Consider the following 15,366-nt stretch of genomic DNA (forward strand, 5'->3'; position numbering starts at 1 on the left):
AGTAGAAAGCCACCGCGCGAAGTCTTCAGCCGGTAAACTGGCTTAGTTTAAACTTGGATGCCGTAAATTAACGATTGCGCAATTGCATCGGCTTATTTTTAGCGCACCGGGCCATTTGGCCGCGCCGGCATGATGTCGGCGACCTAGGCGTGCTCAACACGCTTAATGTCGGGAGAGCCGAAGAAGGCATTGCCCGTTCATGCGCAGCGGTTTTCGCTGACTAAATTCCAGTGGTTAAGATGCGAGTCTTTTTTCGTTCTCTTTTGGTCATTGCCATCGGCATCATCTCCTTTCCAGCTTTCGCGCTTGACGCCCCCAAGGGTCCGGTCATTTTGACCCTTTCCGGAGATATTACGCACCCGAATGTCGGAACCACTGCCCAGTTCGATCTTGAGATGCTTGAGGCGCTGGATTCGCGATCGGGCAAGATGGAAACGCCCTGGACGACAGGCGAGATCACATTTGCCGGACCACTGTTTCGCGCTGTTTTGAACGCAGCAGGGGCTCGCGGCAGCAAGCTCAAGGTCATCGCGCTGAATGACTATAGCGCGGAGATGCCTTTCGAGGATGCCACAAGGCTGGACACAATCCTTGCCACCCGCATGAACGGCGCAGTGATGTCGGTGCGCGACAAGGGTCCGATCTTCCTGATCTATCCCTTCGACAAGGACAGATCCCTCTACAATGAAAAGTACTTCTCCCGTTCTGTCTGGCAGATAAAGGCGATCGAGGTGAGGTAATGGGGGCTCGGGCTCGGTCCTATGGCGACGGAATAAGGAAGGCCAGCAAAAGCACTGCATTTTTGCAGGCTTTCGTTGCGATTCTGCTTGCCGGTCTGATCTACCTCATGTCGGGAATTTACCAGCGATACGAAGCCTTGCAGGACGGCGTGCGGGAAAACGCCATGTGGTCCGTCTACCAGCTGGACCGCGAAGCCCGGCGACTGCAGGAAGAAGCCAGGGTAATGGTCGCCAGCGGTGATTTTTCCGCAGAAGCGAAACGCTCATTCTTCACGCGCTACGATATTCTCTATTCGAGAATGACGATACTGAAGAAGGCCAATCTCGATCTGCAAATCCTTGACGATCCGAAGTTTACGGCAACCATCAACAACATTGAGCAGGCAGTCCTCAAATATGAGGGCTGGTTCACCGCGCTTTCGAGCGGTGAGCCTCTTGAGCGCCGTCAGCTTCAGGACTTCATGGAGGTGCTTGACCCACTCGTAGACGATACGGGCTCTCTGCTGGTGGGCGTCAACAGCAGCGTCAGTGCTGAACGGGCGGATGCGCGGGATGCCCTGCAACTGCTGCAGCTGAAAATCGGCACCTTGACCGCAGTCCTGTCGGTCTGTGTCGGCATTCTTGTCGTGATGCTTCAACGACAGCTTCGTTCGGTGAAGTCTGCCGCGCGCGCATTCGAGGACCTTGCAGTCGAGCTGAAGGCGGCTTATGCCAGTGCTGATGCCGGCAACCGCGCGAAGTCGCAGTTCATGGCCACGATGGGACACGAGGTTCGCACCCCCTTGAACGCGATCCTTGGCACAGCGGAGCTGCTGGAGCTCTCCGGCCTGCCGGACCGCATTGCCATCGGCGTCCAGACGATCCGCCGCTCTGGCGAGACCCTGCTGGAGATCATCAACGAAGTCCTCGACTATTCGAAGATGGAGAACGGCCATGTCGATATCGACAGGGCGCCTGCCGATATTATCGAGGTCGTGTCCGGCGTCGTCGCGATGATGGGCGACAGAGCCGCCGAGCGGGGCAACACGCTTGTATCCGATGTCAGCGATCTGCGCGGGCGCTCTGTTATTTCAACCGATGTCACCCGTGTGCGGCAGGTCGTTCTCAACCTTCTCAGCAATGCTCTCAAGTTCACGTCGAATGGCGTCGTCGCGTTGAAAATGACGTTTTCGGATACAGGGCCGGTCCCGCTGCTGAAAGTTGCCATCCGGGATAATGGCATCGGCATCGATGAGGCCGGTCTCGAAAAGCTGTTCAAGCCCTTCTCTCAGGTGGATGCGTCCATCAGCCGGCAATATGGCGGCACGGGGCTGGGTCTGACGATCTGCAAGGAGATTGTCGAAGCGCTGGGCGGCACAATCGGGGTTTCGAGCGAACCAGGTCTGGGAAGCACCTTCTGGTTCGAGATTCCGGCAGAGCCCGCCGTTCTCAATCACGACCGGACAATGGCTGCACCAGCGGCAATTTCAGGCCCTGCATTGCCCCCTCTGCGCGTCCTCCTGGTCGAGGACAATCTGGTGAACCAGGAAGTTGCAGCTGGCTATCTTGCGCATCTGGGACAGAAGGTCACCGTTGCGGGGAATGGCATCGAGGCTCTGGCCAAGGTCACATCGCATCGCTTCGATCTTGTGCTGATGGATATGCAGATGCCTGATATGGACGGGATTGAGGCCACGCGGCGCATCCGTGCGCTCGACGGCTGGACAAGAACCGTCCCCATCGTGGCCCTGACCGGAAATGCTTCCGAGAGCGACCGGAAAGCCTGCGAGGAGGCCGGTATGACGGACTTCCAGCTGAAACCGATCAATCTCGCCAAGCTGGATGCGATCATCCGAAAGAACATCCCTGGCGCCGGTGCGTCGCAAGCCGCAAGAGAAGATGCCAAACCCGGAATAAACGAGCGGCAGCAGAAGGAACTCATCGAGGTCCTGGGCAAGGATGGTTTCGATCACCTGATCGAGAGCTTCTTTACGGATGCCGCCAATATTCTGGCTGAGGTCTCGAATGCAATGCGCTCCGGCGACATCGTGACCTGCGATCGAATGCTACACAGCCTGAGAGGTGCGGCAAGCAATGTCGGCCTGCAGGAGATTGCTGATGAGGCCCAAAGGCTGCGTCATGCACAACTTACCCAATCCGAATTGCAAGGCATTCAGCGTGCAGTCCAAGAACACCGGCACGTTCATGCCGCATAGGAGTTGACAATGCGCATTCTCGTCGTGGACGACAACAATACCAATCTGACGCTGTTATCGGAGCTCGTCGCGACGCTTCCCGGCTGCGAGGCGCTGGGTTTCCTCGATCCTTCAGAAGCGCTCTCGAAAATGCCGGATCTCGATTTCGAAATCGCTGTCATCGACTATCAGATGCCTGGTTACAACGGGATCGAACTGCTTCGGGAAATTCAGATGTTTGATCGCTATCGGGGAAAGCCGGTGGTGATGGTTACGGCCGATACGGATATGACGGTCAGGATGGCGTGTCTTGATGCGGGCTCGATCGACTTCCTCAACAAGCCCGTCAACCCTCTCGAATTTCTCGCCCGTTTGAAAAACCTCATCGCATTGGTGGACGCGCGCAACAAGCTTGCCGACAAGGCGGAATGGCTTCGGGTCGAGGTCGACAAGGCGGTTGCCGAAATTCGCGCCCGCGAAGAGGAGATCATCGACCGCCTTTCGATTGCAACGAGCTTCAAGGATTCCGACACGGGCTTTCACACCAAGAGGGTGGGCGAATATTCCCACCTGATTGCGAAGGCCCTTGGGCTGAATGAAGAGTTCTGTTCCGACATCCGTCTGGCTGCGCCAATGCATGATGTGGGGAAGGTCGGCATACCGGACGCGGTGCTGTTGAAGAAGGGCAAGCTTACGGAACAGGAATTCGCCTCCATGCAAACCCACACTCTGCTGGGTTCCGACATTTTGCGTGAATCGAAATCGGGCCTGCTGCGGCTTGCGGCCAGCATCGCAGCTACCCACCATGAGAGGTGGGACGGGCAGGGCTACCCACGACGTCTCGCGGGTGACGCCATTCCCATCGCTGGCCGTATCGTTGCCGTTGCCGACAATTTCGACGCGCTGACCACGGAGCGCCCCTACAAGGAAGCATGGCCAGTCGAGAAGGCTGTCGCGCATATCAAGGGCCGTTCGGGTTCGCAGTTCGATCCCGCCTGCGTAGAGGCATTCGAGAAGGCGCTGGATGACATTCTGTCCGTGCGTGATCGACTTGCCGACAAGCAGGCTGCGTTTTTCGAGAATGCCGTCGCTTCGTGATCCGAAAGCGCGCGCAACTGATCATCGTTTCAGAAGAACGCTGCCCATGAGGCTGCGGCAAAAATCGGTTGGCTAAAATGTCCTGCGCTGGTATGCTTACCTCAACGTAACCTTTATGGACGCCAGCAGCATTGCTTGAAGCTTTCGCGCGGCGGAATGGATAAGACAGTGATTGACCCCGGAAACGGCCCAAAGCCGTCGGAACCAGGGGCATCGACAGTGGAAAAAGGGAGTGCCAAGCGCTCCCGTCGTGGCAAGAGCAGGCGTAACGGCAAACCCCGTGACGCTAATGTTTCGCCGCAGCTTCATGGTGTCGATTCCCGCCCGGATTCCCCATCCAAAGGCGATCCCGAGCGAGACTCGGCGCCGAAAAAGCGCAAGCGCCGCAGGCGTTCGCGCGGACAGGGCGCAACGCAACCTGCCCAGGATGCAGTCGTCGCTCGCCAAGGCGCGGCTGAACAACCAGCAAGCAGCCCTTTGCCGCAGGCAAAACGCAAGAGCCGAGGCGGCAAGCGCAGCCACCGTGGTCCGCAGGGCAGACCGCTTGTTCCCTCTCATGCGCCCAAGCCTGCTGCCCGCCAAAATGGCCCGGCTGCCGCGCAGCATTCGTCTGCAGCTCCTGAACAGGCGCGGCTGCTGGCCAGGACGCAAGGCCATTATCGTGATAGCGGCAGCGACGGAAGTGCGGACATGTATGCCGCGCTTGACCTTGGAACGAACAATTGCCGTCTGCTGATTGCTCAGCCCACGCGTCCCGGCCAGTTCCGCGTCGTTGATGCGTTTTCCCGGATTGTACGCCTTGGCGAGGGGCTGGTTTCGACCGGCCGCCTGTCCGACGATGCGATGGACCGTGCAGTCGAAGCCTTGCGCGTCTGTGCCGCCAAGCTTTCCGGACGCTCGATCCGTCGTATGCGGCTGATTGCGACCGAGGCTTGCCGCGCTGCGAGCAATGGTGAGGAATTCCTGGCCAGGGTAACGCGTGAAACCGGTCTAGATCTGGAGATCATCAGCCGCGAAACCGAAGCCCGGCTTGCCGTTTCCGGTTGCTCCTCCTTGGTGGGCAGGGAAGCGCGCTCCGTCGTTCTCTTCGATATTGGCGGTGGATCGTCAGAGATTGCCGTCATTCGCGTAGGCGAAAACCGCTCCAACCGGCTTGCAAACCACATTACCCATTGGACATCGCTTCCAGTCGGCGTCGTGACGCTTTCGGAGCGGCATGGCGGTCGCGATGTGACGCCTCAAGTCTTTGCGGCCATGGTGTCCGAGGTCGAGGGGCTGCTGGACGCATTTCATTGCCCGCCTTTGGCGCAGGAAGCTCCGCACGAGGATTTTCATCTGATCGGAACGTCGGGCACGGTGACGACGCTGGCGGGTGTGCATCTGGATCTGCCGCGATACGACCGACGCAAGGTGGACGGGCTATGGCTTTCAGATGCCGAGGTCACCGCCATGCAGGACAAGCTGCTGGCCTGGGACTTTGCGGGCAGAGCCGCCAATGCCTGCATTGGTCCTGACCGTGCCGACCTCGTGCTGGCCGGATGTGCCATTCTCGAAGCGATCCGCAGACGGTGGCCTTCGCAGCGAATGCGGGTCGCGGACAGGGGGCTTCGCGAAGGCCTTTTGACGGATATGATGGCAGACGATGGCGCATGGCGCCGCAACAGAATTCGCCGTGCACAGATGCAGGGCAAGACGGAACGGAAAGGTTGACATGAGCAAGGCGCCCACAAGTACCAACCGTACCGGACGCAAGATCGGCCAGAAGGTAAAGAAGGCGAAGCTGAAGCCGTCTTCACGCGCCTGGATCGAGCGTCACATCAACGATCCCTATGTTCAGCGCGCAAAGCTGGAAGGCTACCGCGCGCGCGCGGCGTTCAAGCTGCTGGAGATCAATGACAAACATCAGATTTTGAAAGGTGCGCGCCGCATCATCGATCTGGGTGCTGCTCCCGGAAGCTGGTCGCAGATTGCCGCCAAGGTGACGGATTCGACCGAAGACGATATTCGCGTCGCAGCGATCGACTTTCTCGAGCTCGATCCCATTCCCGGCGTCAAGATTCTGCATCTCGACTTTCTCGATCCGGCTGCACCGGACCTTCTGATCGAATCTGTCGGCGGAACGCCGGATCTCGTTCTCTCCGATATGGCTGCGCCCACCACCGGCCACCAGAAAACCGACCATATCCGTACCATGCATCTGTGCGAAGTGGCTGCCGATTTTGCCGTGCAGGTGCTGGCCGAAGGCGGGCATTTCCTTGCCAAGACGTTCCAGGGCGGAACGGAACGGCAGCTTCTGGATATGCTCAAGAAGAACTTCAAGCAGGTCATCCACGTCAAGCCCGCATCGTCGCGCTCGGAATCGGTGGAAATGTTCCTGCTGGCCAAGCACTTCAAGGGAAGAAAACCCGGCGACGCCACGACCCGAGAACAGGATGTCGATCCCGACACAATTCAACCGGGCCCCGATCCACGCGATGACGACTACGAAGACATGGATATGCGCTGAAACCAGCGCATATCTTCATTCTGCGGGCGTCGATGCCTTTTCTCTATGGCCTGAAACGGCAGCACCGGCGCGGCGGTCCATCGCAATCAGCGGAACGATGGCAATCAGCGAGACAGCCGCCACGACCATGAAGGCGGTGTGAAAATCCGCCAGCTGCAAATGCGCGCCCGACATGTAGCTGCTGACTTCCAGAATGGTTGCCGCAAAGGCAACACCCAGCGCAAGGCTGATCTGCTGCAGAACCGATGCCATTGAGGTGGCCTGACTTGCCTGCGCGTCTTCAATGTCCGAATAGCCGAGCGCATTGGTGCCGGTGAAGAAGAAGGACCGGGCAAATCCTGCCGTGACCAGAAAGATCATGATCAGAGGATAGGGCGTATCGGGCGTGAAGAAGGAGTTGGCAAGCGTGGTAAAGGCGCCCACGACGCCAGCGCTGATCAGCACGGACCTGAAACCGGTGGCGGCAAAGACCCGCCGCGCCATGAACTTCGTGGTTATCGCGCCGATCGCACCTGCAAAGGTAATCATGCCCGACTGAAACGGGTTCAACCCGAAACCGATCTGCAGCATCAGCGGCATGAGAAACGGTATCGCTCCGGTGGAAATACGGAAGATCGTACCGCTGACCGAGGCTGCTCTGAAGGTGGCGTTTTTGAAAATCTTGAAATCCAGAATAGGGGCAGGATGCGCTCTGGCGTGACGCATATACCAGAAGCCGCACAGGAAACCGATGAGGGTAGCGGCAATTCCGATGATGGGTGGTAGCGCGGGAAGGCTGACGACGGACAGGCCGAAAACGACGCCGGATGCCGCGACGCCTGAAAGGATGAAGCCTTTCGTATCCATGGGCGGCGGATTGGTCGTCTCTATTTCCGGCAGATAGATGGTCGCCAGCCAAATGCCAATGGCCCCGATGGGCACATTGATGAGGAATATCCAATGCCAGGAAAAATAGGTGGTGATGAAGCCACCGATCGGCGGGCCGGTCAGCGGACCGACGAGACCCGGAATGGTCAGCAACGCCATTGCGGATACGAGTTCGCTGCGCTTGGTCGTGCGCAGAAGCACAAGTCTTCCAACCGGCGTCATCATGGCCCCGCCCATGCCCTGCAGGAAGCGTGACAGGACGAATTCGACCACGGATGAGGAGGCGGCGCAACAGATGGAGCCGACGATGAAGATGGCGATGGCGAAGCGAAAAATCTTCTTTGCGCCGAACTTGTCCGCCATCCAGCCACTGATGGGAATGAAGATCGCCAGCGCCACCATGTAGGAGGTTAGTGCCAGCTTCAGCGTGATCGGCCCCACATTGAGATCGGCCGCAATGGCTGGCAGCGAGGTGGCGATGACGGTGGAGTCCATCTGCTCCATGAAGAGAGCGACGGCAAGAATGAGCGGGATGATGCGGTTCATGGATTGACTGCGGGAAGCCCGCATCCTGATGGGGTCGTTATGAGTTAACTACGCCCCTGCGCACCATTTGCCAACTAAACAATCTGCAAGGCTGCCGTTTCCATTCACGTCTGTGTGAGATTGATTTTTCTACACAATCTTGCGCGTTACTGGTGATAGTCCTGTCGACGGGATGAAATATTGAAGGAGGTTTTGATGAGCAGTTTTCTGAATATGAACAGGCGTGGCCTGTTCGCGGCCGCGGGCATTGGCGCTTTGGCTGCGCCCTTCGTGCTTCGCAGCACGGCCTTTGCCCAATCCAACCAACCGCAGACATCCATGAAGGTGAACCACGCGATGCCACCCGAAACAAATCGATTCAAGCTTGGAAAGTTCGAAGTTCTCGTCGTCAAGGACGGCGCCCGTGCTTCTGGCGCCCCTGGTGAGACATTCGGCACCAACCAGAGCAAGGATGCGGTGGGCGATCTGCTCCAGAAGAATTTTCTTCCCGCCGATCAGTTCGTCAACAGTTTCTCGCCTGCACTCATCAACACAGGCTCCGATCTCGTCCTGTTCGATACCGGCTTTGGCGAAAGCGGTCGCGAGGCTGGCAATGGACGCCTGATGGAAGGTCTTGCAGCCGCAGGCTATACGCCTGACGATGTGACCGTGGTCGTGTTGACGCATATGCATGGCGACCACATTGGCGGTCTCATGGAAAAGGGTGCGCCCGCTTTTCCGAAGGCACGTTATGTCATGGGCCAGGCCGAATATGATTTCTGGACAGACGCCAAGCGCGTCGGGACGCCGGCTGAAGGCGGACAGAAGGGCGTGCTGGCAAACGTCAAGCCGCTGGCCGAAAAAGCAACCTTTATCGGTGACGGTGCGACGGTCGTTCCGGGCATTACCAGCATGGCCGCCTTCGGCCACTCTCCGGGCCACATGATCTTCCGTGTCGAATCCGAAGGAAAGCAGCTGGTGCTGACGGCGGATACCGCCAACCACTTCGTGCTGTCTCTTCAGCGCCCCGAATGGGAAGTCAAGTTCGACATGGACAAGGCCGCCGCCGCTGCAAGTCGCAAGAAGGTTTTCGACATGATTGCGACAGACCGCCTGCCGTTCCTTGGTTATCACATGCCGTTTCCGGCTGTGGGCTACGCCGAGAAGCAGGATGTCGGTTACCGCTTCGTGCCCAAATCCTACCAGTTCGACATCTGACATCTGCTGCATTGCGGCAACAGGGGAAACCCGGACTTTGTTTCCGGGTTTTTTCTATTCCCTTCCTGTCATGAACGTGTTACCAGCCCTCGCCAACTTCCAAGCAATCCTTTGCATGGCGCCGGGGTGAACTTTTCGTTCCGGGTCGTCCTGCATTTTCAAAATAGGAATTTGGCCATGGCACGCATTATACAAACCCCCACAGGTCTTGACGCTCTGACATTCGACGATGTTCTGCTCCAGCCGGGGCACTCCGAAGTCATGCCGGGCCAGACAAATATCTCCACGCGTATTGCCCACGATATCGAACTGAACCTGCCGATCCTGTCGTCTGCAATGGACACGGTTACGGAAGGCCGCCTTGCCATCGCCATGGCGCAGGCCGGTGGCATCGGCGTCATCCACCGCAACCTGACACCCATCGAACAGGCCGAGGAGGTCCGTCAGGTCAAGAAGTTCGAAAGCGGCATGGTCGTCAACCCTGTGACGATCGGACCGGATGCCACGCTTGCAGAAGCGCAGGCGCTGATGAAGACCTACAGCATTTCCGGTATTCCAGTTGTTGAAAATGGCGGTTCTGGTGGCCACAAGAGCGGCCGCCTCGTGGGCATTCTTACCAACCGCGATGTGCGCTTTGCGTCCGATCCTGCGCAGAAGATCTACGAGCTGATGACCCGCGAAAACCTCGTGACGGTCAAGGAAAGCAGCGTCGATCAGCAGGAAGCCCGCCGTCTCCTGCACAAGCACCGCATCGAAAAGCTGGTTGTCGTCGATGGCAAGGGCAACTGCGTCGGCCTGATCACCGTCAAGGATATCGAAAAGTCGCAGCTCAACCCAAATGCCACCAAGGATGCACAGGGCCGCCTTCGCGCCGCAGCCGCCATCAGCGTTGGTGCCGATGCAATTGAGCGGGCAGAGCGTCTGATCGAGGCCGGTGTGGACCTTCTGGTGGTCGATACGGCCCATGGTCATTCGCAGCGCGTTCTCGACGCCGTCACGCAGGTCAAGAAGATGTCGAATTCGGTTCGCATCATCGCCGGCAATGTCGCGACAGCCGATGGCACCAAGGCGCTCATCGATGCCGGTGCGGATGCGGTCAAGGTCGGTATCGGTCCAGGTTCGATCTGCACCACACGCATCGTTGCCGGTGTCGGTGTGCCGCAGCTTGCGGCCATCATGTCGGCTGTGGAAGCGGCGCAGGCCGTGGATATTCCTGTCATTGCCGATGGCGGCATCAAGTTCTCTGGCGACCTTGCCAAGGCAATCGCCGCCGGTGCATCCGCCGTCATGATCGGCTCGCTTCTGGCCGGTACGGATGAAAGCCCGGGCGAAGTGTTCCTGTACCAGGGCCGCTCCTTCAAGGCTTACCGTGGCATGGGCTCCGTTGGCGCAATGGCACGTGGCTCGGCAGATCGCTACTTCCAGGCGGAAGTGCGCGATACGCTGAAGCTGGTACCTGAGGGTATCGAAGGCCAGGTTCCGTACAAGGGGCCGGTTTCCGGCGTGCTGCACCAGCTCGCAGGTGGCCTGAAGGCTGCTATGGGCTATGTCGGTGGCGGTACCATCAAGGACTTCCAGGAACGGGCGACCTTCGTTCGCATCTCCGGTGCGGGCCTGCGCGAAAGCCACGCCCATGATGTGACGATCACCCGCGAAAGCCCGAACTACCCCGGCGCAGTTTGATCTTTCGATCCATTATGTAAAATGCCAATAAAGAGACGCTCTCCGCGCACGCAGCTTCGGAGAGCGTTTTGCTGAAAGGAAAAGAGAATGTCACCAACGACCGCAATGTTCTGGCCCATGATTGCTCACGCATTTCTGGTCTTCGGTCTTTATGTGCTGCTCTTTCTACGCCGCAAGAAATATACGTTCAGCGACAGGCAAGCCTTTCAGAATTTTCGCGAGACGGGCAAGGAATCGGACCGAAGCCTTGTGGTCAACAAGAACCTTGCCAACCAGTTCGAAATTCCGGTGCTGTTCCATGCTGTCTGTATCCTCCTCTACATTACCGATGCGGATAACATCGGCACCGTTGCTCTCGGCTGGGTATTTGTGATTGCGCGTTACGTGCACACCTATGTCCACGTCACCAGCAACAACCTCCGCTATCGTGCGCCCGCTTTCGCCATCAGCATGGCGTCGGTTATCCTGATGTGGGGCTGGCTGGCCGTATGGCTGGCATTGGAGTAGGCGGTTACCCGTGATCTGACGCCACCGGTTCCAGATCGCGAAAAGTTGTTTCACGCAGCCTGCGTCGCTACACCGATCTCTTCTGATATGCGCTAATGTTACCTTGAGCCGCGCATAAGGGAGAAGATGATGACGGACAAGCCAGACATCACTCAGGCCATGATCGACGCCTATGATGAATATACGCATCTCAGCCTTGATCGCCGCAAATTCATGGAAAAACTGACGCTGCTTGCCGGGTCTGGCGCCGCAGCCGCAACCATTGCGCCTCTGCTCGCTGCCAGCAACGCGCAGGCTGCCATGGTTGAAGAAGCGGACGAACGTCTCGTCGCCGAGACCGTCAGCTACCCCGGGGCAAAGGGCGAGATGAAGGGATATCTCGTCAGGCCCAAAGACGCTTCGGCATCGCTGGGATCTGTCATTGTCATCCATGAAAATCGCGGTCTGAACGGACATATCCGCGATGTCGCCCGCCGTGTCGCGCTGGAAGGTTTTGTCGCACTCGCACCGGATTTCCTGTCGCCTCAGGGCGGAACACCTGATGATGAGGACAAGGCCCGGGAAATGTTCAGCGGTCTCGATATGGCTGCCACTGTCGCAAATGCAGAGGCCACGCGCGCGTGGCTGGCAAAGCGCGAGGGGGCAAACGGCAAGGTCGGTGCCGTCGGCTTCTGCTGGGGTGGCGGACTGGTCAATCGACTGGCCACGAAGTCTGAAGGCCTGAACGCAGGTGTCGCCTATTATGGCGCCCAGCCGCCGGTCGAGGACGTGCCGGCGATCCGCGCGCCGCTGATGCTGCATTATGGCGGACTGGATGAGCGCATCAATGCCGGAATAGACGCCTATCGAAAGGCGCTGGAAGCCAACGGCAAGCAGTTCGAAATCTTTGTGTATGATGGCGTCAACCACGCCTTCAACAATGATACGTCCAGCGCACGCTATGACAAGAAGGCTGCGGATCTGGCCTGGGGCCGAACGGTGGATTTCTTTCGGAAATATCTCGGCTGATCCACGCTGCGATGCTGGCGGTGCGCGCAGGATTGCCGCGCACCGCCCTTATCTTCAGAAGCGGCTGTTAAAGTTGATCTTGACGGCATGGGCATCGCCGTCGCCGCTCAGCAGCCCATTGTAGCTCACCCCGAGCGCCGCCTTCTCGCCAACGGCAACACCGAAGCTTGCATTGAGCGCCAGCGCATTCTCCGGCAAGGCAACGCCTGACACGGTGAAGGCATTGCCGGTGGAGAAAGCATTACGCGATTGCGGCGTGTCGGCATCGGCGTGCTGCCAGCCCAGCCCCAACTTCAAATCCGCCTTTCGCCCGTCCTCCAGCGTCAGGCCCTTTTCCACCGTCGTGCCGATCGTTGCGATCAGCGCGTGATCGGTATCGCCATCGACAGACAGGGCGGCAAGGCCGCCGCTTTCACGCAGGTCGCGGGTGTATGCTGTCAGGTAGATGGCCTCGCCGAAAGGCACGATGTCAAACTGCGGCGTGCTGATGCGCTGCGACAGGCGGGCAGACAACTGGCCCGAAAGCCCGCCATAATCTCCCGTCAGGTGATCGGAAATGTTGCCTATGGTCACGTTGCGGGTGGTGTCGATGCCGCTGTAGCCGAAGCTTGCCGCCAGATCGAAGGCCGTTGCACCCCAGTCGGCGCCGGCGTAGGCGCCAAGTCCGCCGGTGTTCAGCGTGCCGGTCATGTCCCGGTCTCCGGCAGAAATGTGCTGCGTGGCGCCGAAGATCAACACGCCAAGGCGCCAGTCGGTGATGCTGCGATCCATGCCGGCGATCATGTCAAAACTGTTGGCGGCCATTGCGCCGCCATTGCCGTCGCTGGACAGGGAAAGACGCCCGCCATGGGTGGTGGCCCAAAAACCCTCTTCGTCATCGGCAAGTCGCGCAAAGGCAGCCTGGCTGGAAACGCGGGCGTGATCCAGCATCTGCGACCGCAGGGAGGCATAGACATCGCCCGAAACCAGATCGAAAGCAGCCCGCGCCGCATCGAAATCGGCCGTCATACCGACGGCTGCCCGCAGGCTGTTGGTGATGGCAAGCGATTGCAGAACCGTGCTCGTGGCAATCTGGTTTGGTGTCATGGCGGCATCGGTGAACGCCGTCGTCTGGGTAACGGTCAGGTAGGCGTTGTTGGTGTCATAGGAATCGACCAGATCGTAGAAGGCCGAAACGGCGGGAGAGCCGGACCAGTCGAAGGTTCCGGTGAGACCGCCGGCTGCCGTCAGGATGTTGTATTGCGCGCCCGGCACGAAGCTTCCAGCCGCGCCGCGGGACCAGGAGATCAGCGCTCCGGGCTGCAGCGTGGCGGTGCCGCCCGCATTGATCAGATCAGAGGCCGTCGACGTGGGGTCGAGTTCGACTTCATAAAGTGCGCCTGCCTGCTGGACATAAGTCCCGGAGGTGTTCAGCGTTCCGATGGAATTGCCCGGCGCCACGGTGGAGCCGGTGGTGATCTCGATCGCGCCGATGGAGCCGGACCCCATCAGCGTGCCGCCGGTTCCGATTTCGATCGTCCCGCCGAGCGTGCTATTCAGCACGAACGTTCCGCCTTCCACATGCGTTGTGCCGGTAAAGCCCGATCCATCGCCTGTGTAGATGGTTGTACCCGCGATCTGCAGGATATCGCCGCCATTTCCGAACAGCTTCTGGTCGAATTCATAGGGGTCGCTGGTGTGGTTGAACACCAGTTTGGCCGTACCGTCGCCGAAATAGATGCCGTTGGTTACCGAGATCGTGCCGGCTGCGGCCGCCGCCGACCCCTCTGCCGCGCCGATGTTCAGCGCGCCGGTGCTGCCGGTATTGGTGGCGATATCCAGCTGGTTGCTGACCTTCAGTTCTGCGCCCTGCGTGACGGTGACGATGCCGTTGCCGTTGAAACCCACACGCATGTTGCCACTAAAATAAGCGTTTGACAGCGACTCGAAGCGTGTGCCTGCGCCGGTCAGCGTCATCTCGCCGAAAGAGCCGGTATCGGTGCCGACCGCGCCGGTATGAGCCGATACCACGGCGCCGTCGGAGACGGTGAGGCGCCCATAACCGACAACGCCGTTTCCGTTGCCGCCGACATAGACGTTGAGGCTGTTCGTCCAATGCGTGCCCTGGCCGGTCACGGTCATTTCGGCCCAGCTTGCGCCGAGACCACCGATATAGCCAGCATCGTCATGAAGGAGCGCGCCATGGGAGAGCGTTGCCGTTCCCTCGTTGAGATTAAGATAACCCGCCGCACTCGTCCAGTTTGCCGGATCCGTTGCCGTCAGGGTTCCAAGATCGACCGATGTGCCGGCCCCGGTGATGGTAAGGCTTGCATTCGGGCCCATGGAGAGACTGCCGTTGACGGTTTCCACCCGCGCCCCGTCGGAGACGGTCAGAGAACTGGTGCCGACATCGTTCATCAGGATGCCGCCTTGGTTGACCCAGGTGGAGCCCTGTCCGCTGATGGTGATGCTGCCGTTGCTGCCGGCGGCAAGGCCAAGGGCGGAATCGATCGAGTTCAGCGTCGCGCCATCCGTAATGCTGAGCGCCCCGGTGCTCGTTGCACCTACTTCGATCCGACCGGACGGCGACCAGGAACCGGTTGGGCCGGGTAGTGTCGGGCTAATATCACCGGTTGCCGTGATGGACTGCGCAGACGCGGTCCGCAAGCAGGCTGCCGTCAGCGCCAGAAGCGAAAGCGGCACGCAAACCGTCGTCATCAGGAGCGCATGGCGCAGGGCGAGCCTGCGACAAGAATTATATGATCCCGTATATAAAGGATTGTGTCCGCGACGCTGCGAATATAAAAATGAATACATAGCTTCCTAACTCGTTTTTGATAAAATTATTCGAATATAAATATATTTCGAAAATTTTCTGGATTTAATATTTGTTATTATTGCAAATTTGGAGAATCGTTGATGTTTTATTCTATATAATAAGCCAAATAGATCGCTGTAAATATCCTGGATGTGATTTGGCGGTACGGCGTTGCAGATTGTGCGGAAGGGGTGCAGTAATGGGGTGACGAGCTCGGCAGAGCGGCGGTCGCGTCAGGCGACG

Annotated in this window: 11 protein-coding genes; 9 read left to right on the forward strand and 2 right to left on the reverse strand. The window is 58.8% G+C overall.

Annotated features, from left to right (window positions below; all coding sequences use genetic code 11):
• Positions 1-239 precede the first annotated feature (239 nt).
• The 5 genes from QRN85_RS07915 to QRN85_RS07935 all read left to right on the forward strand — a co-directional run bounded on the left by QRN85_RS07915 (position 240) and on the right by QRN85_RS07935 (position 6,518).
• On the forward strand, positions 240-740 hold the full coding sequence (locus QRN85_RS07915) for a putative pterin-binding protein (protein ID WP_062586576.1): 501 nt from the start codon (positions 240-242) through the stop codon (positions 738-740).
• Positions 740-2,935 carry an ATP-binding protein gene (locus QRN85_RS07920; protein WP_284757343.1) on the forward strand — a complete coding sequence of 732 codons (2,196 nt, stop codon included), beginning with the start codon at positions 740-742 and terminating at the stop codon, positions 2,933-2,935. The genes QRN85_RS07915 and QRN85_RS07920 overlap by 1 nt, the downstream gene beginning before the upstream one ends.
• A 9-nt stretch (positions 2,936-2,944) precedes the next feature.
• On the forward strand, positions 2,945-4,012 hold the full coding sequence (locus tag QRN85_RS07925; RefSeq protein WP_062586578.1) for an HD domain-containing phosphohydrolase: 1,068 nt from the start codon (positions 2,945-2,947) through the stop codon (positions 4,010-4,012).
• Between the two features lie 156 nt (positions 4,013-4,168).
• Positions 4,169-5,722, forward strand: a complete 1,554-nt coding sequence (locus QRN85_RS07930) for a Ppx/GppA phosphatase family protein (RefSeq protein WP_112964149.1) — start codon at positions 4,169-4,171, stop codon at positions 5,720-5,722.
• Between the two features lies 1 nt (position 5,723).
• A complete protein-coding gene (locus QRN85_RS07935) occupies positions 5,724-6,518 on the forward strand; it encodes an RlmE family RNA methyltransferase (RefSeq protein ID WP_284757344.1) in 795 nt (264 codons plus the stop codon).
• Positions 6,519-6,533: 15 nt separating this feature from the next.
• Here the strand turns inward: QRN85_RS07935 and QRN85_RS07940 are convergent, their stop codons facing one another.
• Positions 6,534-7,931, reverse strand: a complete 1,398-nt coding sequence (locus tag QRN85_RS07940) for an MDR family MFS transporter (RefSeq protein WP_284757346.1) — start codon at positions 7,929-7,931, stop codon at positions 6,534-6,536.
• 213 nt (positions 7,932-8,144) lie between these two features.
• On the opposite strand from QRN85_RS07940, the gene QRN85_RS07945 reads away from it, so the two are divergent.
• From QRN85_RS07945 to QRN85_RS07960, 4 genes are all read left to right on the forward strand, one after another.
• The gene (locus QRN85_RS07945) at positions 8,145-9,128 is read left to right on the forward strand and encodes an MBL fold metallo-hydrolase (RefSeq protein ID WP_502870774.1); all 984 of its coding nucleotides are present in this window, start codon (positions 8,145-8,147) and stop codon (positions 9,126-9,128) included.
• Between the two features lie 177 nt (positions 9,129-9,305).
• Positions 9,306-10,811 (forward strand): IMP dehydrogenase, encoded by a 1,506-nt coding sequence (gene guaB / locus QRN85_RS07950; protein WP_062586582.1) that lies wholly within the window; start codon positions 9,306-9,308, stop codon positions 10,809-10,811.
• A gap of 87 nt (positions 10,812-10,898) precedes the next feature.
• A complete protein-coding gene (locus QRN85_RS07955) occupies positions 10,899-11,318 on the forward strand; it encodes an MAPEG family protein (RefSeq protein WP_112964051.1) in 420 nt (139 codons plus the stop codon).
• Between the two features lie 129 nt (positions 11,319-11,447).
• The gene (locus QRN85_RS07960; RefSeq protein WP_284757350.1) at positions 11,448-12,326 is read left to right on the forward strand and encodes a dienelactone hydrolase family protein; all 879 of its coding nucleotides are present in this window, start codon (positions 11,448-11,450) and stop codon (positions 12,324-12,326) included.
• 54 nt (positions 12,327-12,380) lie between these two features.
• Here the strand turns inward: QRN85_RS07960 and QRN85_RS07965 are convergent, their stop codons facing one another.
• Positions 12,381-15,023 (reverse strand): autotransporter outer membrane beta-barrel domain-containing protein, encoded by a 2,643-nt coding sequence (locus QRN85_RS07965; RefSeq protein ID WP_284757351.1) that lies wholly within the window; start codon positions 15,021-15,023, stop codon positions 12,381-12,383.
• Between the last annotated feature and the right edge of the window lie 343 nt (positions 15,024-15,366).

This window comes from Agrobacterium sp. fls2-241-TYG-188a (genome assembly GCF_030209845.1).